24 protein-coding genes are annotated in these 23,204 nt (G+C 52.2%); 20 read left to right on the plus strand and 4 right to left on the minus strand.

Annotated elements, in window-relative coordinates; all coding sequences use genetic code 11:
• Window positions 1–16: 16 nt before the first annotated feature.
• Entirely contained in the window at window positions 17–2,569 is a 2,553-nt protein-coding gene (gene mrcA, locus WC5_RS13215; RefSeq protein ID WP_010351077.1) for a peptidoglycan glycosyltransferase/peptidoglycan DD-transpeptidase MrcA, read from the minus strand.
• A 119-nt stretch (window positions 2,570–2,688) separates the two neighbouring features.
• On the opposite strand from mrcA, the gene hofM reads away from it, so the two are divergent.
• From hofM to WC5_RS13115, 20 genes are all read left to right on the plus strand, one after another.
• Window positions 2,689–3,468 carry a DNA utilization protein HofM gene (hofM, locus tag WC5_RS13210; RefSeq protein WP_000874539.1) on the plus strand — a complete coding sequence of 260 codons (780 nt, stop codon included), beginning with the start codon at window positions 2,689–2,691 and terminating at the stop codon, window positions 3,466–3,468.
• Complete coding sequence (locus WC5_RS13205) at window positions 3,468–4,007, plus strand: PilN domain-containing protein (protein WP_001069304.1); 540 nt, start codon at window positions 3,468–3,470, stop codon at window positions 4,005–4,007. Before hofM ends, WC5_RS13205 begins: the two co-directional genes overlap by 1 nt.
• Entirely contained in the window at window positions 3,991–4,431 is a 441-nt protein-coding gene (gene hofO, locus WC5_RS13200) for a DNA utilization protein HofO (RefSeq protein ID WP_001093901.1), read from the plus strand. The genes WC5_RS13205 and hofO overlap by 17 nt, the downstream gene beginning before the upstream one ends.
• The gene (locus WC5_RS13195) at window positions 4,421–4,825 is read left to right on the plus strand and encodes a DUF2531 family protein (RefSeq protein ID WP_001264143.1); all 405 of its coding nucleotides are present in this window, start codon (window positions 4,421–4,423) and stop codon (window positions 4,823–4,825) included. Before hofO ends, WC5_RS13195 begins: the two co-directional genes overlap by 11 nt.
• Window positions 4,737–5,975 carry a DNA uptake porin HofQ gene (gene hofQ, locus WC5_RS13190; RefSeq protein WP_000816025.1) on the plus strand — a complete coding sequence of 413 codons (1,239 nt, stop codon included), beginning with the start codon at window positions 4,737–4,739 and terminating at the stop codon, window positions 5,973–5,975. The genes WC5_RS13195 and hofQ overlap by 89 nt, the downstream gene beginning before the upstream one ends.
• A 400-nt stretch (window positions 5,976–6,375) precedes the next feature.
• Window positions 6,376–6,897 carry a shikimate kinase AroK gene (aroK, locus tag WC5_RS13185; protein WP_000818618.1) on the plus strand — a complete coding sequence of 174 codons (522 nt, stop codon included), beginning with the start codon at window positions 6,376–6,378 and terminating at the stop codon, window positions 6,895–6,897.
• Window positions 6,898–6,953: 56 nt separating this feature from the next.
• Window positions 6,954–8,042, plus strand: a complete 1,089-nt coding sequence (aroB, locus tag WC5_RS13180; protein ID WP_000439862.1) for a 3-dehydroquinate synthase — start codon at window positions 6,954–6,956, stop codon at window positions 8,040–8,042.
• A 91-nt stretch (window positions 8,043–8,133) separates the two neighbouring features.
• A complete protein-coding gene (damX, locus tag WC5_RS13175) occupies window positions 8,134–9,432 on the plus strand; it encodes a cell division protein DamX (protein ID WP_000343127.1) in 1,299 nt (432 codons plus the stop codon).
• Window positions 9,433–9,538: 106 nt separating this feature from the next.
• Window positions 9,539–10,375, plus strand: coding sequence for an adenine-specific DNA-methyltransferase (gene dam / locus WC5_RS13170; protein ID WP_000742149.1), 837 nt, complete (start codon window positions 9,539–9,541; stop codon window positions 10,373–10,375).
• Window positions 10,376–10,392: 17 nt separating this feature from the next.
• Window positions 10,393–11,070, plus strand: a complete 678-nt coding sequence (gene rpe, locus WC5_RS13165; protein ID WP_000816280.1) for a ribulose-phosphate 3-epimerase — start codon at window positions 10,393–10,395, stop codon at window positions 11,068–11,070.
• Entirely contained in the window at window positions 11,063–11,821 is a 759-nt protein-coding gene (gph, locus tag WC5_RS13160; RefSeq protein ID WP_001031726.1) for a phosphoglycolate phosphatase, read from the plus strand. The genes rpe and gph overlap by 8 nt, the downstream gene beginning before the upstream one ends.
• Window positions 11,814–12,818, plus strand: a complete 1,005-nt coding sequence (gene trpS / locus WC5_RS13155; protein WP_000165546.1) for a tryptophan--tRNA ligase — start codon at window positions 11,814–11,816, stop codon at window positions 12,816–12,818. The genes gph and trpS overlap by 8 nt, the downstream gene beginning before the upstream one ends.
• A 161-nt stretch (window positions 12,819–12,979) precedes the next feature.
• Window positions 12,980–13,885, plus strand: coding sequence for a GntR family transcriptional regulator YhfZ (gene yhfZ / locus WC5_RS13150; RefSeq protein WP_001254801.1), 906 nt, complete (start codon window positions 12,980–12,982; stop codon window positions 13,883–13,885).
• 16 nt (window positions 13,886–13,901) lie between these two features.
• The gene (locus tag WC5_RS13145) at window positions 13,902–14,264 is read left to right on the plus strand and encodes a hypothetical protein (protein ID WP_010349551.1); all 363 of its coding nucleotides are present in this window, start codon (window positions 13,902–13,904) and stop codon (window positions 14,262–14,264) included.
• An 83-nt stretch (window positions 14,265–14,347) separates the two neighbouring features.
• The gene (locus WC5_RS13140) at window positions 14,348–15,511 is read left to right on the plus strand and encodes a YhfX family PLP-dependent enzyme (protein ID WP_000497313.1); all 1,164 of its coding nucleotides are present in this window, start codon (window positions 14,348–14,350) and stop codon (window positions 15,509–15,511) included.
• Window positions 15,511–16,737: a phosphopentomutase gene (locus WC5_RS13135; RefSeq protein WP_000090584.1), complete on the plus strand. Its 1,227-nt coding sequence runs from the start codon at window positions 15,511–15,513 to the stop codon at window positions 16,735–16,737. Before WC5_RS13140 ends, WC5_RS13135 begins: the two co-directional genes overlap by 1 nt.
• Window positions 16,734–17,612: a phosphotriesterase-related protein gene (locus WC5_RS13130; protein WP_000006975.1), complete on the plus strand. Its 879-nt coding sequence runs from the start codon at window positions 16,734–16,736 to the stop codon at window positions 17,610–17,612. Before WC5_RS13135 ends, WC5_RS13130 begins: the two co-directional genes overlap by 4 nt.
• A 10-nt stretch (window positions 17,613–17,622) precedes the next feature.
• Window positions 17,623–17,976, plus strand: a complete 354-nt coding sequence (locus WC5_RS13125; protein WP_010349555.1) for a DUF2620 domain-containing protein — start codon at window positions 17,623–17,625, stop codon at window positions 17,974–17,976.
• 11 nt (window positions 17,977–17,987) lie between these two features.
• Complete coding sequence (locus WC5_RS13120) at window positions 17,988–19,292, plus strand: YhfT family protein (protein WP_000366859.1); 1,305 nt, start codon at window positions 17,988–17,990, stop codon at window positions 19,290–19,292.
• Window positions 19,293–19,303: 11 nt separating this feature from the next.
• Window positions 19,304–20,389 (plus strand): aminotransferase class I/II-fold pyridoxal phosphate-dependent enzyme, encoded by a 1,086-nt coding sequence (locus WC5_RS13115; protein ID WP_000847120.1) that lies wholly within the window; start codon window positions 19,304–19,306, stop codon window positions 20,387–20,389.
• A 107-nt stretch (window positions 20,390–20,496) separates the two neighbouring features.
• Here the strand turns inward: WC5_RS13115 and WC5_RS13110 are convergent, their stop codons facing one another.
• The 3 genes from WC5_RS13110 to nirC form a co-directional block, all read right to left on the minus strand.
• Window positions 20,497–20,664 (minus strand): YhfL family protein, encoded by a 168-nt coding sequence (locus WC5_RS13110; protein WP_001031838.1) that lies wholly within the window; start codon window positions 20,662–20,664, stop codon window positions 20,497–20,499.
• A 278-nt stretch (window positions 20,665–20,942) separates the two neighbouring features.
• Entirely contained in the window at window positions 20,943–22,316 is a 1,374-nt protein-coding gene (cysG, locus tag WC5_RS13105; protein ID WP_000349867.1) for a siroheme synthase CysG, read from the minus strand.
• Window positions 22,317–22,334: 18 nt separating this feature from the next.
• Entirely contained in the window at window positions 22,335–23,141 is an 807-nt protein-coding gene (gene nirC, locus WC5_RS13100; protein WP_000493550.1) for a nitrite transporter NirC, read from the minus strand.
• Window positions 23,142–23,204: the final 63 nt, after the last annotated feature.

Consider the following 23,204-nt stretch of genomic DNA (forward strand, 5'->3'; position numbering starts at 1 on the left):
CTGCCGGGCGTCGTTTTTAGAACAATTCCTGTGCCTCACCATTATCGATAATGGTCGTTCCCACCTCGCGCACCGCCTGCTGTGTAGGCTGCGTACCTTTGATGAAATACTCTTCGCGGCTGTTACCACCGTTGGCCAGTTGCCCGGTGCTGCGATCAATATTCACCGTCACAATACCTGGCGGCGGCGTCAGCGGTTGTTCCGGTACACCTTCCAGAACGGCTTTCATATAAGCGTCCCATGCTGGCTGGGCGCTCTTTGCACCGCCTTCGTAACCGGAGATCTGATCTTTAATCGCCCCGGAAGCCGTGGTGTGACCGAGATTACGACGGTGATCGTCAAAGCCAATCCATACCGAGGTCACAACGCCCGGACCGTAACCCGAAAACCACGCATCTTTCGAACTGTTGGTCGTCCCGGTTTTCCCGCCGATATCATGACGTTGCAAATCACGACCTGCGCGCCAGCCGGTGCCTTGCCAGCCAGGTTCACCAAAGATATTGGTGTTCAGGGCGCTCTTAATCAGGAATGCCAGCGGTGTGCTGATGACGTGTGGAGCGTATTCTGGCGCGCCAGTTTTTGCTACTAATGCCTGATTAGCCTGCTCCAGCTGCGGCATCGGAACAGAAACATTCTGCTGTTCGCGAGAGATAGCCACGTCTTCAACGTCGCTGTTTTCCAGCACGTTCGATTTTTGCGTATCACCGTAAATCACCGGAATATCACATTCCGGGCAGGCTACTTTCGGTTTCGCTTCGAAAATCACGCCGCCCTGGTCGTTTTCAATTTTGCTGATAAACCAGGGGTCGACCAGGAAGCCACCATTAGCCATCACTGCGTACCCGCGCGCCACCTGCAACGGCGTGAAGGAAGCGGAACCCAGTGCCAGTGACTCAGTGTGGACAATGTTTTGTGCCGGGAAGCCGAAGCGTTGCAAATACTCTGCGGCATAGTCCACGCCCATCGCTCGCATCGCACGTACCATTACCACGTTTTTCGACTGTCCCAGCCCTTGACGTAAACGGATTGGACCGGCGTACTGCGGCGGTGAGTTTTTCGGCTGCCAGTCAGAACCCGCGCCTGCATCCCAGCGGGAAATTGGCACATCGTTCAGCATACTTGCCAGCGTCAGCCCTTTATCCATCGCAGCGGTGTAGAGGAACGGTTTGATATTCGAACCCACCTGACGCAGTGCCTGGGTAGCGCGGTTAAATTTGCTTTGGTTGAAGTCAAAGCCACCGACTAACGCCATAACCGCGCCGTTTTGTGGATTGATCGATACCAGCGCCGAGTTTACTTCCGGCACCTGTGCCAGCCACCAGGCATCGCCCACCTGGCGAACCCAGATTTGCTGGCCTGTTTGCACAACATCGGTCACTTTACGCGGCGTCGGTCCCTGCTGAGTATCGGAACGATAAGGCCGTGCCCAGCGAATCCCTTCCATACGCAGCGTCACAGATGTTCCGTCCGCCAGCATTGCTGTCGCTTCCTGCGGGTTGGCGCGGGTGACAGCGGCAGGTAGCAGCGGACCATAGGTTGGCAGCGCCTTCAGCGTATCGGTAATCTTTTTGTCATCCCACGCTGATTCACCTACTTTCCACAGCACATTGGCCGGGCCGCGATAGCCGTGACGCATGTCGTAGTCCAGTACGTTATTACGCACGGCTTGCTGTGCGGCCTGCTGCACTTTGCGGGTAATGGTCGTGTAAATGCGATAGCCGTCTTCATAAGCGTTTTCGCCGTAACGGTTATACATCTCCTGACGTACCATTTCGGTGAGATACGGCGCTGAGAAGGCGATCTCCGGTGCGTGATAGTTGGCGTTAATCGCTTCGGTGCGAGTCTCATCGAGCTGCTGTTGGGTGATATACCCTTCGTCCAGCATTCGCGACAGCACGACGTTACGCCGCGCGACGGCTCGATCCATTGAATAGAGCGGGTTGAAGGTGGAAGGGGCTTTAGGCAGCCCGGCAATCACCGCCATTTCGTTCAACGTCAATTGATCGACGGTTTTACCGAAATAGACTTGTGCCGCAGCACCGACACCATAGGCGCGGTAACCGAGATAAATCTTGTTCAGATAAAGCTCGAGGATCTCGTCTTTCGTCAGCAACTGTTCAATACGAATCGCGAGGAAGACTTCCTTAATTTTACGCATTAGCGTGCGTTCTGGACTCAGGAAGAAGTTTCTCGCCAGTTGTTGGGTGATGGTGCTCGCCCCTTGCGATGCGTGACCGGAGAACAGCGCCACGCTTGCCGCACGGAAGATCCCCACAGGGTCAACGCCGTGATGCTCGTAGAAGCGGCTATCTTCCGTCGCAATAAAGGCTTTCACCATTTCCGGCGGGATTTGATCCAACGTAACCGGAATACGACGTTTTTCACCGTATTGAGCAATTAGCTCGCCATCGGCGCTGTAAATCTGCATCGGAATTTGCAGGCGTACATCTTTTAATGTCGCCACATCCGGCAGTTGTGGCTCGATGTAGCGGTAGAGGCCATAAATCGAGCCTGCTCCCAGCAGAATGCAACAGACTGCAAGGATCAATAAATACTTTACGAACTTCACTGGAAATTTCCCATTTAGTTTCATTTGGGCAGTTTATAAACAAACGCGCGGTAGTATAAAGGCAAGCCAGACGCATTGATATACCCGTCAGAGTGACGGGGGATAAGGAGATCATCACAATGGCATTTAAGATCTGGCAAATTGGTTTGCATTTACAACAGCAAGAAGCGGTGGCGGTTGCTATCGTGCGTGGCGCGAAAGAATGCTTTTTGCAACGCTGGTGGCGTTTGCCGCTGGCGACCGACATTATCAAAGATGGGCGCATTATTGACGCGGAACGGCTGACTAAAACGTTGTTACCGTGGAGTCGTGAACTGCCACACCGTCATCACATTATGTTGGCATTTCCCGCTAGCCGAACGTTACAAAGGGCATTTCCGCGTCCGGCAATGTCCCTGGGCGAACGGGAGCAAATGGCTTGGTTGACAGGTACGATGGCTCGCGAGCTGGATATGGAACCGGACTCCCTGCGCTTTGATTACAGCGAAGATTCGCTAAGTCCCGCCTATAACGTGACCGCTGCGCAAAGCAAAGAGCTGGCAACGCTGCTTAGCCTGGCAGAAAGATTGCGTATTCACGTTAGTGCGATTACCCCAGACGCCTGCGCTTTGCAGCGATTCCTGCCTTTTTTACCTTCTCATCAGCAATGTCTGGCCTGGCGTGATAACGAACAGTGGCTATGGGCGACACGTTATAGCTGGGGGCGCAAACTGGCGGTAGGGATGACAAGCGCGAATGAACTGGCCGCGACGTTAGCCATTAATTCTGAAAGTCTCGCGATATGCGGTGAAGGCGGATTTGACCCCTGGAATGCGGTTTCTGTGCGTCAGCCGCCGCTACCGCCGCTAGGTGGAGATTTCGCTATCGCGCTGGGGCTGGCGCTTGGGGAGGGGTGCTGATGAATCCGCCAATCAATTTTTTGCCATGGCGAGAGCAACGCCGGACGGCCTTTCTTCGCTTCTGGTTGCTGATGTTCGTTGCTCCTCTGCTGCTGGTTGTCGGGATAACGCTAATGCTGCGTTTGACAACCAACGCTGAAGTACGCGTTGACGCTGTTTTGCTTCAGGCGGAACAACAACGCGCCAGCACCCTACAAACCAGTAAACCCCGTTTGCTGGAACGCCAACAATTACGCGAACAGCGTTTGCAACGTCAGCGCCAGCGACAATTTACCCGCGACTGGCAATCTGCGCTGGAGTCACTGGCGGCACTTTTTCCCGAACAGGCCTGGCTGACAACGATAAGCTGGCAGCAAGGAACGTTGGAGGTAAAGGGACTTGCGACGAACATTACTGCGCTAAACGCACTGGAAAAAGCACTCCGCCAGGATGCTTCTTTTCAGCTCAATCAGAGGGGGGCCACGCAGCAGGATGCTCAAGGTCGCTGGCAATTTGAGTATCAGTTAACAAGGACGGTTAGCGATGAACACTCTCTTTGACTGGTGGTTCGCGACATCACTCCGTATCCGCCAGTTTTGCTGGGCAGTCTGGTTGCTGATGTTAGTTACGCTCATTTTTCTTTCATCGACACACCATGAAGAGAGAGACGCATTAATTCGACTGCGGGCAAGTAATCACCAGCAATGGACTGCACTGTATCGCCTGGTAGACACCACTCCCATCATTGAAGAAAAGACGTTGCCCTTTTCGCCACTGGATTTTCAGTTGCCCGGCGCGCAACTGCTTTACTGGCATCCATCCGCTCAGGGAGGCGAGTTGGCGTTGAAAACGTTCTGGGAAGCTGTGCCGTCGGCATTTACACGACTGGCAGAGCGCAACGTCAGCGTGAGCCGTTTTTTGTTAAGCGTGGAAGGTGGCGATCTTTTGTTCACGCTACAACTGGAGATGCCGCATGAGGGTTAAACGCTGGTTGTTGGTAGGCATTGCCTTGTGCCTTTTAACCGGTATGCGCGACCCTTTTAAGCCGCCGGAAGATCTATGCCGGGTAAGCGAACTCACCCAGTGGCGTTATCAGGGGATGGTAGGGCGAGGCGAGCGCGTTATTGGCGTAATAAAAGATGGGCAAAAAAAATGGCGACGGGTGGAGCAAAACGATGTGCTGGAGAATGGCTGGACAATTTTACAACTGACGCCAGAAACATTAACGCTGGGAACTGGAAAAAACTGCGAACCGCCACAGTGGTTGTGGCAACGGCAAGGAGATAAAAATGAAGCAATGGATAGCCGCACTACTGTTGATGATGATACCCAGCGTACAGGCGGCAAAGCCGCAAAAAGTGACGCTGATGGTGGATGACGTTCCGGTGGCTCAGGTATTGCAGGCGCTGGCTGAACAGGAGAAGTTAAACCTGGTGGTTTCGCCAGATGTCAGCGGTACGGTGTCGTTACATCTCACTGACGTTCCCTGGAAACAGGCACTACAAACCGTAGTGAAAAGCGCCGGGCTGATAACGCGCCAGGAAGGCAACATTCTTTCAGTGCATTCTGTTGCCTGGCAGAATGACAATATCGCCCGTCAGGAGGCTGAACAGGCGCGGGCGCAGGCAAATCTGCCGCTGGAAAATCGCAATATTACTCTGCAATACGCCGACGCCGGAGAGCTGGCGAAAGCAGGGGAGAAGCTACTTAGCGCCAAAGGCAGTATGACTGTCGATAAACGCACTAATCGCCTTTTGCTGCGTGATAACAAAACGGCGTTAAGTGCGCTGGAACAATGGGTAGCGCAAATGGATTTGCCGGTCGGGCAGGTTGAACTGTCGGCGCACATTGTCACCATTAATGAAAAAAGTTTGCGGGAATTGGGGGTGAAATGGACGCTGGCCGATGCGCAACAAACTGGCGGCGTTGGGCAAGTGACCACGCTCGGTAGCGATCTCTCCGTAGCGACGGCGACAACGCATGTCGGTTTTAACATTGGGCGCATCAGCGGGCGTTTACTGGATCTGGAGCTTTCCGCGCTCGAACAAAAACAGCAACTGGATATTATCGCCAGCCCGCGTCTGCTGGCCTCACATCTCCAGCCTGCCAGCATTAAACAGGGGAGCGAGATCCCGTATCAGGTTTCCAGTGGTGAAAGCGGCGCGACGTCGGTGGAATTTAAAGAGGCCGTGCTGGGAATGGAGGTCACGCCCACGGTATTACAAAAAGGTCGCATCCGACTGAAATTACACATCAGCCAGAACGTTCCGGGGCAGGTGCTACAACAAGCTGATGGCGAAGTGCTGGCGATTGATAAGCAGGAGATCGAAACGCAAGTTGAGGTAAAAAGCGGAGAAACGCTGGCACTGGGTGGCATTTTTACCCGTAAAAATAAATCGGGTCAGGATAGCGTACCGCTGTTGGGCGACATCCCCTGGTTCGGGCAATTATTTCGTCATGACGGAAAAGAAGATGAACGACGCGAGTTAGTGGTATTTATCACGCCACGGTTGGTTTCCAGTGAGTAAACTACCGCGAAAACGGCGATGTTTTCATGCTGAACATGTTTCATCTATTTGACGCGCGCAGGTATTTAGCATACAAGGAGTACCGATTTGAGAGTCGGTGCTCTTTGTTACCTGCGTTTTATGATGGTGATTTATCTTTCACGCGGCATTTTGCTGTCTTTTTTAGGCTAATCTTACCCGGTGATTTATCGCCAGAGCGGTGATAGCAAGGCAGTGCACCTGCAGCGACCAGATATGCAGAGGGATGGGCAATTTATTCAGTTGCCAAACCCGCTGGAGTATTGAGATAATTTTCAGTCTGACTCTCGCAATATCTTATGAGGTTTCAGTTCATGTCCTGCGGCGCTCTCTGAGCGAAGCGGGTTTATCATTAACGAATAGTCTTAGTAGTACCGAAAAAATGGCAGAGAAACGCAATATCTTTCTGGTTGGGCCTATGGGTGCCGGAAAAAGCACTATTGGGCGCCAGTTAGCTCAACAACTCAATATGGAATTTTACGATTCCGATCAAGAGATTGAGAAACGAACCGGAGCTGATGTGGGCTGGGTTTTCGATTTAGAAGGCGAAGAAGGCTTCCGCGATCGCGAAGAAAAGGTCATCAATGAGTTGACCGAGAAACAGGGTATTGTGCTGGCTACTGGCGGCGGCTCTGTGAAATCCCGCGAAACGCGTAACCGTCTTTCCGCACGTGGCGTTGTCGTTTATCTTGAAACGACCATCGAAAAGCAACTTGCGCGCACGCAGCGTGATAAAAAACGCCCGTTGCTGCACGTTGAAACACCGCCGCGTGAAGTTCTGGAAGCATTGGCTAATGAACGCAATCCGCTGTATGAAGAGATTGCCGACGTGACCATTCGTACTGATGATCAAAGCGCCAAAGTGGTCGCAAACCAGATTATTCACATGCTGGAAAGCAACTAATTCTGGCTTTATATACACTCGTCTGCGGGTACAGTAATTAAGGTGGATGTCGCGTTATGGAGAGGATAGTCGTCACTCTCGGGGAACGTAGTTACCCAATTACCATCGCATCTGGTTTGTTTAACGAACCAGCTTCATTCTTACCGCTGAAATCGGGTGAGCAGGTGATGTTGGTCACCAACGAAACCCTGGCTCCTCTGTATCTCGATAAGGTTCGCGGCGTACTTGAACAGGCGGGTGTTAACGTTGATAGCGTTATCCTTCCTGACGGCGAGCAGTATAAAAGCCTGGCAGTACTCGACACCGTTTTTACGGCGTTGTTGCAAAAGCCGCACGGTCGCGATACGACGCTGGTGGCGCTTGGCGGCGGCGTAGTAGGCGATCTTACCGGTTTTGCAGCGGCGAGCTATCAGCGCGGCGTTCGCTTCATTCAAGTCCCGACGACATTGCTGTCACAGGTAGACTCTTCCGTTGGCGGCAAAACCGCAGTCAACCATCCCCTCGGTAAAAATATGATTGGCGCTTTTTATCAGCCAGCATCAGTGGTGGTGGATCTCGACTGTCTGAAAACGCTTCCCCCGAGAGAGTTAGCTTCGGGGCTGGCGGAAGTCATCAAATACGGCATTATTCTTGACGGTGAGTTTTTCAACTGGCTGGAAGATAATCTGGATGCGCTGCTCAGTCTGGATGGTACGGCAATGGCGTACTGTATTCGTCGTTGTTGTGAGCTGAAAGCAGAAGTTATTGCCGCCGACGAGCGCGAATCCGGCTTACGTGCTTTACTGAATCTGGGACATACCTTTGGTCATGCTATTGAAGCGGAAATGGGGTATGGCAATTGGTTGCACGGTGAAGCGGTCGCGGCGGGTATGGTGATGGCAGCGCGGACGTCGGAACGTCTCGGGCAGTTTAGTTCTGCCGAAACGCAGCGTATTATTACCCTGCTTACGCGGGCTGGATTACCGGTTAATGGGCCGCGCGAAATGTCCGCGCAGGCGTATTTACCGCATATGCTGCGTGACAAGAAAGTCCTTGCGGGAGAGATGCGCTTAATTCTTCCGCTGGCAATTGGTAAGAGTGAAGTTCGCGGCGGTGTATCGCACGAGCTTGTTCTTAACGCTATTGCCGATTGTCAATCAGCGTAACAACAAGAAAGGTCAGGCCGCTTATCAAGTGGTCTATTAGCTTCAGGTTAATTGCAACGTAGTAAGCATTAACCTTTTAGTGGGGTGTTAAATGGATGAATTCAAACCAGAAGACGAGCTGAAACCCGATCCCAGCGATCGTCGTACTGGTCGTTCTCGTCAACCTTCTGAGCGTTCAGAACGTACTGAACGTGGCGAACCGCAGATCAATTTTGATGATATCGAACTTGATGAAACTGACGATCGCCGTCCGACTCGTGCGCAAAAAGAGCGCAATGAGGAACCGGAAATCGAAGAAGAAATTGATGATTCCGAAGATGAAGCTGTGGATGACGAGCGCGTAGAGCGTCGTCCGCGTAAGCGCAAAAAAGCAGCCAGCAAACCGGCTTCTCGTCAGTATATGATGATGGGCGTCGGTATTCTGGTTCTGCTGCTGTTGATCATCGGTATCGGTTCTGCGCTAAAAGCCCCCTCGACCTCTTCCAGCGATCAAACCGCGTCTGGCGAGAAGAGTATTGATCTTGCTGGCAATGCGGCCGATCAGGCGAATGGTGTGCAACCAGCGCCGGGAACCACGTCTGCGGAAAATACCCAGCAGGATGTTTCTCTGCCGCCGATTTCTTCTACGCCGACTCAGGGGCAAACCCCGGCGGCAACGGATGGTCAACAACGTGTTGAAGTGCAGGGTGACCTGAATAACGCGCTGACCCAGCCGCAAAATCAGCAACAGCTGAACAATGTGGCGGTGAACTCTACGCTGCCGACTGAACCCGCGACTGTAGCGCCAGTTCGTAATGGCAACGCATCGCGTGATACGGCGAAAGCGCAAACCGCTGAACGTCCGACCACCACGCGTCCAGCACGTCAGCAGGCGGTGATTGAGCCGAAAAAACCACAAGCAACTGTGAAAACGGAACCGAAGCCGGTAGCACAGACGCCGAAACGTACTGAACCGGCTGCACCTGTGGCGAGCACGAAGGCACCGGCTGCGACTTCTACGCCAGCCGCAACGCCAGCACCAAAAGAGACGGCGACTACGGCTCCAGTACAGACGGCATCCCCGGCGCAAACCACGGCAACACCAGCCGCTGGAGCGAAGACCGCAGGTAATGTTGGTTCGTTGAAATCGGCACCGTCCAGCCATTACACTCTGCAGCTGAGCAGTTCTTCTAACTACGACAACCTGAACGGTTGGGCGAAGAAAGAGAATCTGAAAAACTACGTTGTCTATGAAACGACGCGTAATGGTCAGCCGTGGTATGTACTGGTTTCTGGCGTGTACGCTTCGAAAGAAGAAGCGAAAAAAGCGGTATCTACATTGCCAGCCGATGTTCAGGCCAAAAACCCGTGGGCGAAACCGCTGCGTCAGGTACAGGCCGATCTGAAGTAATCAAGGTTATCTCCCGCAATGGTTTATCGTTGCGGGAGTTGCCTGAAGCGCTGGATGCTGTCGGAGCTTTCTCCACAGCCGGAGAAGGTGTAATTAGTTAGTCAGCATGAAGAAAAATCGCGCTTTTTTGAAGTGGGCAGGGGGCAAATATCCCCTGCTTGATGATATTAAACGGCATTTGCCTAAGGGTGAATGTCTGGTTGAACCTTTTGTGGGTGCCGGGTCGGTGTTTCTCAACACCGACTTTTCTCGTTATATCCTTGCCGATATCAATAGCGACCTGATCAGTCTCTACAACATTGTGAAGATGCGTACTGATGAGTACGTGCAGGCTGCCCGCGAGCTGTTTGTTCCTGAGACAAATTGCGCCGAGGTTTACTATCAGTTCCGCGAAGAGTTCAATAAAAGCCAGGATCCGTTCCGCCGGGCGGTACTGTTTTTATATTTGAACCGCTACGGTTACAACGGTCTGTGTCGTTACAATCTGCGCGGCGAGTTTAACGTGCCGTTTGGTCGCTACAAAAAACCCTATTTCCCGGAAGCTGAGTTGTATCACTTCGCTGAAAAAGCGCAGAATGCCTTTTTCTATTGTGAGTCTTACGCCGATAGCATGGCGCGCGCAGATGATGTATCCGTCGTCTATTGCGATCCGCCTTATGCACCGCTATCCGCGACCGCCAACTTTACGGCGTATCACACAAACAGTTTTACTCTTGAACAACAAGCGCATCTGGCGGAGATCGCCGAAGGTCTGGTTAACCGTCAGATCCCGGTACTGATTTCTAACCATGATACGGCGCTAACGCGCGAGTGGTATCAGCGCGCAAAATTGCATGTCGTCAAAGTTCGACGCAGTATAAGCAGCAACGGCGGCACACGTAAAAAGGTGGACGAACTGCTGGCTTTGTACAAACCAGGAGTCGTTTCACCCGCAAAAAAATAATTCTCAAGGAGAAGCGGATGAAACAGTATTTGATTGCCCCCTCAATTCTGTCGGCTGATTTTGCCCGCCTGGGTGAAGATACCGCAAAGGCCCTGGCAGCTGGCGCTGATGTCGTGCATTTTGACGTCATGGATAACCACTATGTTCCCAACCTGACGATTGGACCAATGGTGCTGAAATCCTTGCGTAATTACGGCATTACCGCCCCTATCGACGTACATCTGATGGTGAAACCGGTCGATCGCATTGTGCCGGATTTCGCTGCCGCAGGTGCCAGCATCATTACCTTTCATCCTGAAGCCTCCGAGCATGTTGACCGCACGTTGCAACTGATTAAAGAAAATGGCTGTAAAGCGGGTCTGGTGTTCAACCCGGCGACACCGTTGAGCTATCTGGATTACGTGATGGATAAGCTAGATGTGATCCTGCTGATGTCCGTCAATCCTGGTTTCGGCGGTCAGTCTTTCATTCCTCAAACACTGGATAAACTGCGCGAAGTACGTCGTCGTATCGACGAGTCTGGCTTTGACATTCGTCTGGAAGTGGACGGTGGCGTGAAGGTGAACAACATTGGCGAAATCGCTGCGGCGGGCGCGGATATGTTCGTCGCCGGTTCGGCAATCTTCGACCAGCCAGACTACAAAAAAGTCATTGATGAAATGCGCAGTGAACTGGCAAAGGTAAGTCATGAATAAGTTTGAAGATATTCGCGGCGTCGCTTTTGATCTTGATGGTACGCTGGTCGACAGTGCTCCTGGTCTTGCTGCTGCGGTAGATATGGCGCTGTATGCGCTGGAGTTGCCCGTCGCAGGTGAAGAACGCGTTATTACCTGGATTGGTAACGGCGCAGATGTTCTGATGGAGCGCGCATTGACCTGGGCGCGTCAGGAACGTGCGACTCAGCGTAAAACAATGGGTAAACCGCCCGTTGATGACGACATTCCGGCAGAAGAACAGGTATGTATTCTGCGTAAACTGTTCGATCGCTACTATGGCGAGGTTGCCGAAGAGGGGACGTTTTTGTTCCCACACGTTGCCGATACGTTGGGCGCGTTGCAGGCTAAAGGCCTGCCGCTAGGCCTGGTTACCAACAAACCGACGCCGTTCGTCGCGCCGCTGCTCGAAGCCTTAGATATTGCCAAATACTTTAGCGTGGTTATCGGCGGCGATGATGTGCAAAACAAAAAACCGCATCCGGACCCGCTGTTACTGGTGGCTGAGCGGATGGGAATTGCCCCACAACAGATGCTGTTTGTTGGCGACTCACGCAATGATATTCAGGCGGCAAAAGCGGCAGGTTGCCCATCAGTTGGCTTAACCTACGGATATAACTACGGCGAGGCTATCGATCTCAGCCAGCCTGATGTAATTTATCAGTCTATAAATGACCTTCTGCCCGCATTAGGGCTTCCGCAAAGCGAAAATCAGGAATCGAAAAATGACTAAGCCCATCGTTTTTAGTGGCGCACAGCCTTCAGGTGAATTGACCATTGGTAACTACATGGGTGCGCTGCGTCAGTGGGTAAACATGCAGGATGATTACCATTGTATTTACTGCATCGTTGACCAACACGCTATCACCGTGCGCCAGGATGCGCAGAAGCTGCGTAAAGCAACGCTGGATACGCTGGCGTTGTACCTGGCTTGCGGTATCGATCCTGAGAAAAGCACTATTTTTGTTCAGTCCCACGTGCCGGAACATGCGCAGTTAGGCTGGGCACTGAACTGCTATACCTACTTCGGCGAACTGAGCCGCATGACGCAGTTTAAAGATAAATCTGCGCGTTATGCCGAGAACATTAACGCTGGTCTGTTTGACTATCCGGTGCTGATGGCTGCGGACATCCTGCTGTATCAAACCAATCTGGTGCCGGTCGGTGAAGACCAGAAACAGCACCTGGAACTGAGCCGCGATATCGCCCAGCGTTTCAACGCGCTGTATGGCGATATCTTTAAAGTACCGGAGCCGTTTATTCCGAAATCTGGCGCGCGCGTAATGTCGCTGCTGGAGCCGACCAAGAAGATGTCCAAGTCTGACGATAACCGCAATAACGTTATCGGTCTGCTGGAAGATCCGAAATCGGTAGTGAAGAAAATCAAACGTGCGGTCACTGATTCCGACGAGCCGCCGGTAGTTCGCTACGACGTGCAGAACAAGGCGGGCGTTTCTAACCTGCTGGATATCCTTTCTGCGGTAACGGGTCAAAGCATCCCTGAACTGGAAAAACAGTTCGAAGGCAAGATGTATGGTCACCTGAAAGGCGAAGTAGCTGAAGCGGTTTCCGGTATGCTGACTGAATTGCAGGAACGTTATCACCGTTTCCGCAACGATGAAGCCTTCCTGCAACAGGTGATGAAAGACGGCGCAGAAAAAGCCAGCGCACACGCTTCCCGTACACTGAAAGCGGTTTACGAAGCGATTGGTTTTGTGGCGAAGCCGTAATTCACTATTGATACCAAAAACCGGGGAAACCCGGTTTTTTTACGTCCTTATTTGCAATAGCCCCAAAAAATGTGAAGCATCTCGCCGTTTCCACATCTCTTTGTTGCGCCTTATCTTCATTTTCATGAAGATATAAATATTCATTTTATTGAAAATTTATTATGCGTCGAACGTTTATCAAAAAAGAAGGCGTCGTCATCACGACGCTGGCTCGTTATTTGTTAGGTGAAAAGTGTGGTAATCGCCTGAAAACCATAGATGAACTGGCAACTGAATGCCGTTCGTCCGTCGGCCTGACGCAGGCCGCGTTAAAAAATCTGGAGTCAAGCGGCGCGATTCGGATTGAACGTCGCGGGCGCAATGGCAGTTATCTGGTAGAGATGGATAACAAAGCACTGTTGACCCATGTTGATATCAATAATGTGGTATGTGCGATGCCCTTGCCCTATACCCGCTTGTACGAAGGTTTAGCGAGCGGGTTAAAAGCTCAGTTTGATGGCATTCCTTTTTACTATGCGCATATGCGTGGTGCGGATATTCGCGTGGAGTGTTTGCTTAACGGTGTCTATGACATGGCCGTAGTTTCGCGACTGGCGGCGGAAAGTTATCTCACGCAAAAAGGCTTATGTCTTGCGCTGGAGTTGGGGCCGCATACCTACGTTGGCGAGCACCAGTTGATTTGCCGTAAAGGGGAGTCAGGTAACGTGAAGCGCGTGGGGCTGGATAACCGTTCGGCAGATCAGAAGATCATGACCGATGTCTTTTTTGGCAGTAGCGATGTGGAGCGAGTCGATCTCTCTTATCACGAGAGTTTACAACGCATTGTTAAAGGCGATGTCGATGCGGTTATCTGGAATGTGGTAGCGGAAAGCGAACTGGCCATGCAGGGATTAGAAGCGACGCCGCTAACAGACGATCCGCGATTTTTACAGGCTACTGAAGCCGTGGTTTTGACGCGAGCCGATGATTACCCGATGCAACAATTGCTGCGTGCGGTTGTTGATAAAAACGCCCTGCTTGCCCATCAACAGCGAGTGGTCAGTGGGGAACAGGAACCCAGTTATTAAACGAAAGGCATCTAAAATGGAAACCAGACTCAACCTGCTTTGCGATGCAGGGGTCATCGATAAGGACATCTGCAAAGGCATGATGCAGGTCGTCAAAGTACTGGAAACAGAATGCCATCTACCAGTGCGCAGTGAGCAGGGGATGATGGCAATGATACATATGGCGAGTGCGCTGATGCGCAGTCGTCGCGGCGAACAGATCCAGCCACTGGATGACGAATTGCTGGCTGAACTGGCGCAATGTAGCCACTGGCCAGCGATCATGCAGTTGCACCAGGTGTTATTGCAGGGATTCGCGCTGGAAGTTAACCCGTGTGAAGAAGGCTATTTGCTGGCCAACCTTTATGGATTATGGATGGCCGCTAACGAAGAGGTCTGAAGCCCACAACAAATCCACGTCGCATAACTTAAATATTCAAAAAAATGAATATTTGATTCAAGGTACAGAAGTGAGGCAACAAGATGTTTGTAGAAGCATTGAAACGCCAGAACCCGGCACTGATTTCTGCCGCACTAAACCTGTGGCAGCAGGGCAAGATAGCCCCGGACAGTTGGGTTGTCGACGTGGATCAGGTACTGGAAAACGGTAAGCGGCTGATTGAGACGGCGCGGCTTTACGGTATTGAGCTGTATCTGATGACCAAACAGTTCGGTCGCAATCCGTGGCTGGCGGAAAAACTGCTGGCGCTGGGCTACAGCGGCATTGTGGCGGTGGATTACAAAGAGGCGCGAGTGATGCGCCGCGCAGGTTTGCCGGTGGCGCATCAGGGGCATCTGGTGCAAATCCCTTGTCACGAGGTCGCTGATGCCGTTGAACAGGGCACCGACGTCATCACCGTGTTTACCCTTACCAAAGCGCAGGAGGTTTCTGCGGCAGCGGTGAAAGCGGGGCGGATTCAGTCTGTGCTGCTCAAAGTTTATAGCGACGATGATTTTCTTTATCCGGGGCAGGAGAGCGGTTTTGTACAGCATTCGCTGCACGAGGTGGTTGCTGAAATTAAGAAACTGCCGGGGCTGCATTTAGCCGGACTAACCCATTTCCCTTGCCTGCTTTGGGATGAGGCTGCCGGGAAAGTTTTGCCGACACCGAATCTTCACACGCTGATACAGGCACGGGATCAACTGGCGAAATCTGGTATTGCGATTGAGCAACTGAACGCGCCTTCAGCGACCAGCTGCACTTCGCTGCCATTACTGGCGGAATACGGTGTGACTCATGCCGAACCCGGTCATGCACTGACGGGGACGATTCCGGTAAACCAGCAGGGAGACCAGCCTGAACGTATCGCGATGCTTTGGCTGAGCGAAATTTCCCATCACTTCCGTGGCGACAGCTACTGCTACGGCGGCGGTTATTACCGTCGTGGTCATGCGCAACATGCGCTGGTGTTTACGCCAGAGAATCAAAGCGTGACTGAAACATATCTCAAAGCCGTGGATGACAGCAGTATCGACTACACCCTGCCGCTGGCAGGTGAGCATCCGGTAAGCAGTGCAGTGGTGCTCTGTTTTCGCACGCAGATTTTTGTCACCCGTAGCGATGTGGTGCTGGTGTCTGGTATTCAGCGTGGCGCGGCAGAGATTGTGGGTCGTTATGACAGCCTCGGCAACCCTCCGGAGGCGTAATGGCGCGATTTGTGGTGTTAGTGATTGATAGCTTTGGCGTAGGGGCAATGAAAGATGTCACGTTGGTGCGTCCGCAGGATGCCGGGGCAAATACCTGTGGTCACATCCTGAGCCAGTTGCCGCATTTGCAGCTACCAATGCTGGAGAAAATGGGGCTAATCAACGCATTAGGTTATGCGCCTGGAGATATGCAGCCGTCAGACTCCGCAACCTGGGGCGTGGCAGAGCTGCAACATGAAGGTGGCGATACCTTTATGGGGCATCAGGAAATTTTAGGCACGCGCCCGTTACCGCCGCTACGGATGCCCTTTCGCGATGTGATTGACCGTGTTGAGCAGGCATTAGTTTCCGCCGCTTGGCAGGTGGAGCGCCGTGGCGATGATCTGCAATTTCTGTGGGTCAATCAGGCGGTTGCGATTGGCGATAATCTCGAGGCGGATTTAGGCCAGGTCTATAACATCACCGCCAATCTCTCTGTGATCTCTTTTGACGACGCAATCAAAATTGGTCGTATCGTGCGTGAGCAGGTACAGGTCGGTCGGGTCATTACATTTGGCGGCCTGTTAACCGACAGTCAACGCATTCTCGATGCCGCAGAAAGCAAAGAAGGGCGCTTTATTGGCATCAATGCGCCGCGTTCAGGCGCTTATGACAACGGCTTCCAGGTCGTGCATATGGGCTACGGTGTTGATGAAAAAGTGCAGGTGCCGCAAAAACTGTATGAAGCGGGCGTGCCAACCGTGCTGGTGGGTAAGGTGGCAGATATCGTCAGCAATCCTTATGGCGTGAGCTGGCAAAACCTGGTGGATAGCCAGCGGATTATGGATATCACCCTCGACGAATTTATCACCCATCAGACAGCGTTTATTTGCACAAATATCCAGGAAACCGACCTCGCTGGTCATGCAGAAGACGTCGCACGTTATGCCGAACGTTTGCAGGTCGTTGACCGTAACCTTGCCCGGCTTGTTGAGGCGATGCAGCCAGATGATTGCCTGGTCGTGATGGCGGATCACGGTAACGATCCGACCATTGGTCACAGCCACCATACCCGTGAAGTGGTGCCAGTGCTGGTTTATCAGCAAGGGCTGGTCCACACGCAACTCGGTGTGCGCACCACGCTTTCTGATGTGGGGGCTACCGTGTGTGAATTTTTCCGTGCGCCACCGCCACAAAATGGTCGCTCTTTTCTTTCCTCCCTCCAGTTTGCAGGAGACACCCTATGAGTTTTGATCCGACGGGTTACACCCTGGCCCATGAGCATCTGCATATTGATCTCTCCGGCTTTAAAAACAACCTGGATTGCCGCCTTGATCAGTATGGGTTCATTTGTCAGGAGATGAACGACCTGATGGCGCAAGGTGTGCGTAATGTGATTGAGATGACCAACCGTTACATGGGGCGCAATGCGCAATTTATGCTCGATGTAATGCGCGAGACGGGGATCAACGTGGTGGCCTGTACCGGTTATTACCAGGACGCGTTTTTCCCGCAACATGTGGCGACCCGCAGCGTGCAGGAACTGGCGCAGGAGATGGTCGATGAAATTGAGCAGGGTATCGATGGCACGGAGCTGAAAGCCGGGATCATCGCGGAGATTGGTTCCAGCGAAGGAAAGATTACGCTGCTGGAAGAGAAAGTGTTTATTGCTGCCGCGTTGGCACATAACCAGACCGGATGCCCGATCTCCACGCATACGTCATTTAGCACGATGGGGCTGGAACAACTGGCTCTGCTGCAAGCCCACGGAGTTGATCTTTCGCGCGTTACTGTCGGGCACTGCGATCTGAAAGACAACCTCGACAATATTTTGAAGATGATCGAACTCGGCGCGTATGTGCAGTTCGACACCATTGGCAAGAACAGTTACTACCCGGACGAAAAGCGCATTGCGATGCTTCATGCACTACGCGACCGTGGATTACTGAACCGCGTCATGCTGTCGATGGATATTACGCGTCGCTCCCATTTAAAAGCCAACGGTGGTTATGGCTATGACTATTTATTTACCACCTTTATTCCACAACTGCGCCAGTCAGGATTCAGTCAGGCCGATGTGGATGTGATGTTACGTGAAAATCCCTCTCAATTTTTCCAATAAGGACAGACTCATGAAAAAGATTGGCGTTGCAGGCTTACAGCGTGAGCAGATTAAAAAAACCATTGAAACGACGGCTCCAGGCTGTTTTGAAGTTTTCATTCACAACGACATGGAAGCAGCGATGAAAGTGAAATCCGGGCAACTGGATTACTACATCGGTGCGTGTAATACCGGTGCAGGTGCGGCATTGTCGATTGCCATTGCGGTGATTGGCTATAACAAAAGTTGCACCATTGCCAAGCCGGGCATTAAAGCGAAAGACGAGCATATCGCCAAAATGATCGCCGAAGGGAAAGTGGCGTTTGGGCTTTCCGTTGAGCACGTTGAACACGCGATTCCGATGCTGATTAACCATCTGAAATAAAAGGCACGACTATGGATCTGTATATTCAGATTATCGTGGTGGCGTGCCTGACCGGTATGACATCGCTTCTGGCGCATCGCTCGGCGGCCGTTTTTCATGACGGTATCCGCCCGATCCTGCCGCAACTGATTGAAGGTTATATGAACCGTCGCGAGGCGGGGAGTATCGCTTTCGGTCTGAGCATTGGTTTTGTGGCATCGGTGGGGATCTCTTTTACCCTGAAAACCGGGCTGCTAAACGCATGGTTACTCTTTCTTCCTACCGATATCCTCGGCGTACTGGCGATAAACAGCCTGATGGCGTTTGGTCTTGGCGCTATCTGGGGCGTACTGATCCTCACCTGCCTGTTGCCGGTAAACCAGCTGCTGACCGCACTGCCGGTGGATGTATTAGGCAGTCTGGGGGAATTAAGCTCGCCGGTGGTTTCAGCTTTTGCACTGTTCCCTCTGGTGGCGATTTTCTACCAGTTTGGCTGGAAGCAAAGCCTGATCGCCGCCGTGGTTGTGCTGATGACCCGTGTGGTGGTAGTGCGCTATTTCCCGCATCTCAATCCGGAATCCATCGAAATCTTTATTGGCATGGTGATGCTGCTGGGGATCGCGATAACTCACGACCTGCGTCATCGTGATGAAAATGACATCGATGCCAGCGGGCTTTCGGTGTTTGAAGAACGCACGTCGCGGATTATCAAAAACTTACCGTATATCGCCATCGTGGGAGCATTGATTGCCGCCGTTGCCAGCATGAAGATTTTTGCTGGCAGTGAAGTGTCGATCTTCACCCTGGAGAAAGCGTACTCCGCAGGCGTAACGCCGGAACAATCACAAACGCTGATCAACCAGGCGGCACTGGCAGAATTTATGCGCGGGCTGGGTTTTGTACCGTTGATTGCCACCACCGCGTTAGCAACGGGTGTGTATGCAGTTGCGGGCTTTACCTTTGTTTATGCGGTGGGCTATCTCTCGCCGAATCCGATGATTGCGGCGGTATTAGGCGCAGTGGTTATTTCGGCGGAAGTCCTGTTACTTCGTTCGATCGGCAAATGGCTGGGACGCTACCCGTCAGTGCGTAATGCGTCGGATAACATCCGTAACGCCATGAATATGCTGATGGAAGTGGCGCTGCTGGTCGGCTCGATTTTCGCGGCAATAAAAATGGCAGGCTATACCGGATTCTCCATTGCGGTTGCCATTTACTTCCTCAACGAATCTCTCGGTCGTCCGGTACAAAAAATGGCGGCGCCGGTCGTGGCAGTAATGATCACCGGCATCCTGCTGAATGTTCTTTACTGGCTTGGCCTGTTTGTTCCGGCTTAAGGAATGCACTTATGAAGACGTTTCCTCTGAAAAGTCTGACCCTTGCTGAAGCGCAGCAGAAGCAGTTTGCGCTGGTGGATAGCATTTGTCGCCATTTTCCTGGTAGCGAATTTCTTACCTGCGGTGATTTGGGATTAACGCCGGGGCTGAATCAGCCTCGCATTACCCAGCGTGTGGAGCAGGTGCTGGCAGATGCGTTTCATGCGCCAGCGGCGGTGCTGGTGCAAGGCGCTGGCACAGGAGCGATTCGTGCCGGGCTGGCGGCTTTGCTTAAACCAGGGCAGCGTCTTCTGGTGCATGATGCGCCCGTTTATCCGACGACACGCGTCATCATTGAACAGATGGGGCTGACGCTTATTACTGTTGATTTCAATGATCTGTCGGCACTTAAGCAGGTCGTAGACGAGCAACAACCTGATGTGGCGCTGGTGCAGCATACGCGCCAGCAGCCGCAGGATCGCTACATTCTGGCGGATGTGCTGGCAACGTTGCGCTCGGCTGGCGTTCCTGCGTTAACCGATGATAACTATGCGGTAATGAAGGTAGCGCGAATCGGGTGCGAATGCGGGGCGAATGTCTCGACATTTTCCTGCTTCAAGCTGTTTGGGCCAGAGGGTGTTGGCGCGGTGGTAGGCGATGCTGACGTTATCAATCGTATTCGCGCCACGCTTTACTCCGGCGGCAGCCAGATTCAGGGCGCTCAGGCGCTGGAAGTCTTGCGTGGGCTGGTTTTCGCGCCAGTGATGCACGCGGTGCAGGCGGTGGTCTCTGAACGATTGCTGGCTTTACTTAACGGCGGCGCGGTGCCGGAAGTTAAAAGTGCCGTCATTGCCAATGCGCAGTCGAAAGTGTTGATTGTGGAGTTTCATCAGCCAATTGCCGCCAGGGTGCTGGAAGAAGCGCAGAAACGCGGTGCGTTGCCGTATCCGGTGGGCGCGGAGTCGAAATATGAGATCCCGCCGCTCTTTTATCGCCTTTCCGGAACGTTTCGCCAGGCGAATCCGCAATTAGAACATTGTGCGATTCGCATTAATCCGAATCGTAGTGGTGAAGAGACAGTGCTGCGGATTTTGCGTGAGAGTATTGCCAGCGTTTAATGTTGTGAACGATATTTTCAAAGGCAAGGTAAAAACAAATACGCCCTCTGATGAAAACAGAGGGCGTCAGACAATTAAACCGGTATTAACCGATTTATGTTAAGAGATTACTGTGCAGTCGGACCGCAGCCACCAATGATTTTAGAAATAGAAATTGCCGGGTGCAGCAGGTAATCGTAAGAGCAGTTCTTGTCACGGTTTTCAATATGACCAGTACATGCAGTTAATGTAGCCAGTACTGCACCTACCAGTGTTACTTTAATAAATTTATTCATTTTCATTCCCTATGTAAAATATATCGAGTAATATTCATTAATTATGTGAATATAAGCAAGCTGCTCGTTAGAAACAATACAGGAATATCTATTACACGTCAGTGTGTGGACTATTAATATTTCGATTATATTTGTAAGCCACTGTAACTGTGGGTAGTTGTTAAAAAACAAATTGGTTAAAAAGTTGTTTTATGTCTGCTGAAGATAAAAATTAATATGATGATTATTGTGAATAAAAAAGGTCGGAAATATCCGACCTTGATTAAAATTTTATTTAATTAATGGTTTGAGAACCAGTTTAATTTGTCGCGCAGACCAACGACCCGGCCAATAATAATCAAAGACGGACTGTTCATTTGCTGCGCCAACTCGCCCAACTGTGCGAGCGTACCGTCAATCACGCGTTGCGTTACTGCCGTACCGTTTTCGACAATCGCCACTGGCATTTCGCCTGGCATTCCGTGTTCAATCAATTTTTGCTGAATAGTCGCAGCCTGATTCAGCCCCATATAGAACACCAGCGTCTGTTTTTCTGCTGCCAGGTTTTCCCAGTCCAGCTCACCACCGGTTTTTAAGTGTCCGGTAATTAAGCGTACGCTCTGAGCATAATCGCGATGCGTAAGTGGAATACCCGAATAGGCAGAGCAACCGGAAGCTGCGGTAATACCCGGAACCACCGAGAACGGAATGCCCGCGTTGCACAGTGTTTCCAGCTCTTCGCCACCACGTCCGAAAATAAACGGATCGCCGCCTTTCAGACGCACCACGCGTTTGCCTTTTTGCGCTTCCCGCAACAGGATCTGGTTAATCCCTTCTTGCGGTACGCAGTGGTATCCCGCGCGTTTGCCGACAAAAACGCGATCAGCATCGCGGCGTACCAGATTCATAATATCGTCAGAAACCAGACGGTCGTAGACCACCACATCAGCCTGCTGAATTTGTTGCAGACCTTTCAGCGTCAGTAGCCCGGCATCGCCAGGACCGGCGCCAACCAGCACCACTTCACCGCGATGGTCGAGCGGCTCGTTGATTAACTGTTCGGTCGTTTCAGTAATGGCTTTCTGATCGTTATTTGCCAGCGACTGGGCCAGGCGGTCGTTAACGAACAATTTTTCCCAGAAACGGCGACGCTCGCCCATCGTGGCGAACTTTTGTTTTACCCGACCGCGTAACTGCCCGGCATATTTCGCTACCTGGCCCAGATGCAACGGCAGCAGTGATTCGAGTTTTTCACGCAGCAGGCGCGCCAGAACCGGAGATGTGCCGCCAGAGGAGACCGCTACCATTAGCGGTGAGCGGTCAATAATCGACGGCATAATGAAGCTGGCGGCTTTCGGCGCATCGACCACGTTACAGAAGATGCGGCGAGATTCAGCGGCTTCGCTGACGCGCTGGTTAAGCGCGTCATCATCCGTCGCGGCAATCGCCAGCCAGCAGGTGTCGAGAAGGCTTTCATCAAATGGCCCTTCGACGAGGGTTAACATGCCTGCATCTGCCCATGCGGTGAACTGTGGAATAAACGCCAATGCATTCACCGTTAAGCGAGCGCCTGCGTCTAACAGCAACCTTGCTTTGCGTTCCGCAACATCACCACCGCCGACAATCAGACAGTCGCGATCGCGTAATTGGCAAAATATAGGCAAATGATCCACGTAAAAACCCCTTACTGATTAACCTGCAGCCGTTTCAGTTTGATTAAATTTGTCCGCAACCGGACGATTCGCTTTCGGCGTAGCATACCAATAACCCAATCCCATGAATACGGCGCCCGATAAAGTATTACCCAGCGTCACCCACAGCAGGTTATGACCAATACCCGCCAGCGTGTAGGCTTCGCTGTGGTTGCCGAACCAGGAGAGCGCGAACAGCGTCATGTTAGCGATGGAGTGCTCATAGCCGGACGCGATAAATGCCAGCAGACACCACCAGATAGCGATAAATTTCGCCGCCCCTTCAGTGCGCAGCGCCATCCAGATTGCCAGGCAAACCAGCCAGTTACACAATGCACCTTTGAAGAACAGTACCATTGCCGGTGCAGTGGTTTTTGCCAGCGCGACGGAGTGAACGATGCTGGTATCTACCGGCAGCAGGCTACCGCCGCCCCAGCTATAAAGCATGGCAACGAAGACGGAACCGACCAGGTTACCCAGCCAGGTTTGCGGCAGGATTGCCCACATTTGCCCGTGGCTGATAGTGCCCGCTTTCACCCCAAAGGTGAGGAACATGGTGTGTCCGGTGAACAGTTCAGAACCGGCGATAATCACCAGCGTTAAGGCGATACCAAAGGTCGCGCCCATCACCAGAGGACGTATGGACGGATCGAGCAAATTACCGAGCGTGAAAATCAGGATGATCCCAAGACCCACATACGCGCCCGCCATTGCGGAGCTGACCCAGAAGCCGAGCGGGTTATTTGCCGACAGGCGTGCAATGCGCGCAGCGTTAGCCGCACACTTATTAATAGTGTCTGTAAACATTTGATTATCCTTTAAAAAATAAAAACAAAAAATAAAACAAAAAGTTTAAAAAATGTCCTGCAA

The sequence above is a fragment of the Escherichia sp. KTE114 genome (assembly GCF_000407765.1).
Taxonomy (GTDB): Bacteria; Pseudomonadota; Gammaproteobacteria; order Enterobacterales; family Enterobacteriaceae; genus Escherichia; species Escherichia ruysiae.

Excerpts from the sequence above, each read along its gene's own strand:
- WC5_RS13115 (WP_000847120.1), top strand. The coding sequence starts at position 19,304 with ATGAAGACGTTTCCTCTGAAAAGTCTGACCCTTGCTGAAGCGCAGCAG.
- hofO (WP_001093901.1), top strand. The coding sequence starts at position 3,991 with ATGAACACTCTCTTTGACTGGTGGTTCGCGACATCACTCCGTATCCGC.
- hofQ (WP_000816025.1), top strand. The coding sequence starts at position 4,737 with ATGAAGCAATGGATAGCCGCACTACTGTTGATGATGATACCCAGCGTA.
- gph (WP_001031726.1), top strand. The coding sequence starts at position 11,063 with ATGAATAAGTTTGAAGATATTCGCGGCGTCGCTTTTGATCTTGATGGT.
- WC5_RS13205 (WP_001069304.1), top strand. The coding sequence starts at position 3,468 with ATGAATCCGCCAATCAATTTTTTGCCATGGCGAGAGCAACGCCGGACG.
- WC5_RS13120 (WP_000366859.1), top strand. The coding sequence starts at position 17,988 with ATGGATCTGTATATTCAGATTATCGTGGTGGCGTGCCTGACCGGTATG.
- damX (WP_000343127.1), top strand. The coding sequence starts at position 8,134 with ATGGATGAATTCAAACCAGAAGACGAGCTGAAACCCGATCCCAGCGAT.
- aroK (WP_000818618.1), top strand. The coding sequence starts at position 6,376 with ATGGCAGAGAAACGCAATATCTTTCTGGTTGGGCCTATGGGTGCCGGA.
- WC5_RS13140 (WP_000497313.1), top strand. The coding sequence starts at position 14,348 with ATGTTTGTAGAAGCATTGAAACGCCAGAACCCGGCACTGATTTCTGCC.
- WC5_RS13195 (WP_001264143.1), top strand. The coding sequence starts at position 4,421 with ATGAGGGTTAAACGCTGGTTGTTGGTAGGCATTGCCTTGTGCCTTTTA.
- hofM (WP_000874539.1), top strand. The coding sequence starts at position 2,689 with ATGGCATTTAAGATCTGGCAAATTGGTTTGCATTTACAACAGCAAGAA.
- rpe (WP_000816280.1), top strand. The coding sequence starts at position 10,393 with ATGAAACAGTATTTGATTGCCCCCTCAATTCTGTCGGCTGATTTTGCC.
- WC5_RS13110 (WP_001031838.1), bottom strand. The coding sequence starts at position 20,664 with ATGAATAAATTTATTAAAGTAACACTGGTAGGTGCAGTACTGGCTACA.
- nirC (WP_000493550.1), bottom strand. The coding sequence starts at position 23,141 with ATGTTTACAGACACTATTAATAAGTGTGCGGCTAACGCTGCGCGCATT.
- aroB (WP_000439862.1), top strand. The coding sequence starts at position 6,954 with ATGGAGAGGATAGTCGTCACTCTCGGGGAACGTAGTTACCCAATTACC.
- WC5_RS13125 (WP_010349555.1), top strand. The coding sequence starts at position 17,623 with ATGAAAAAGATTGGCGTTGCAGGCTTACAGCGTGAGCAGATTAAAAAA.
- yhfZ (WP_001254801.1), top strand. The coding sequence starts at position 12,980 with ATGCGTCGAACGTTTATCAAAAAAGAAGGCGTCGTCATCACGACGCTG.
- WC5_RS13145 (WP_010349551.1), top strand. The coding sequence starts at position 13,902 with ATGGAAACCAGACTCAACCTGCTTTGCGATGCAGGGGTCATCGATAAG.
- dam (WP_000742149.1), top strand. The coding sequence starts at position 9,539 with ATGAAGAAAAATCGCGCTTTTTTGAAGTGGGCAGGGGGCAAATATCCC.
- trpS (WP_000165546.1), top strand. The coding sequence starts at position 11,814 with ATGACTAAGCCCATCGTTTTTAGTGGCGCACAGCCTTCAGGTGAATTG.
- WC5_RS13130 (WP_000006975.1), top strand. The coding sequence starts at position 16,734 with ATGAGTTTTGATCCGACGGGTTACACCCTGGCCCATGAGCATCTGCAT.
- WC5_RS13135 (WP_000090584.1), top strand. The coding sequence starts at position 15,511 with ATGGCGCGATTTGTGGTGTTAGTGATTGATAGCTTTGGCGTAGGGGCA.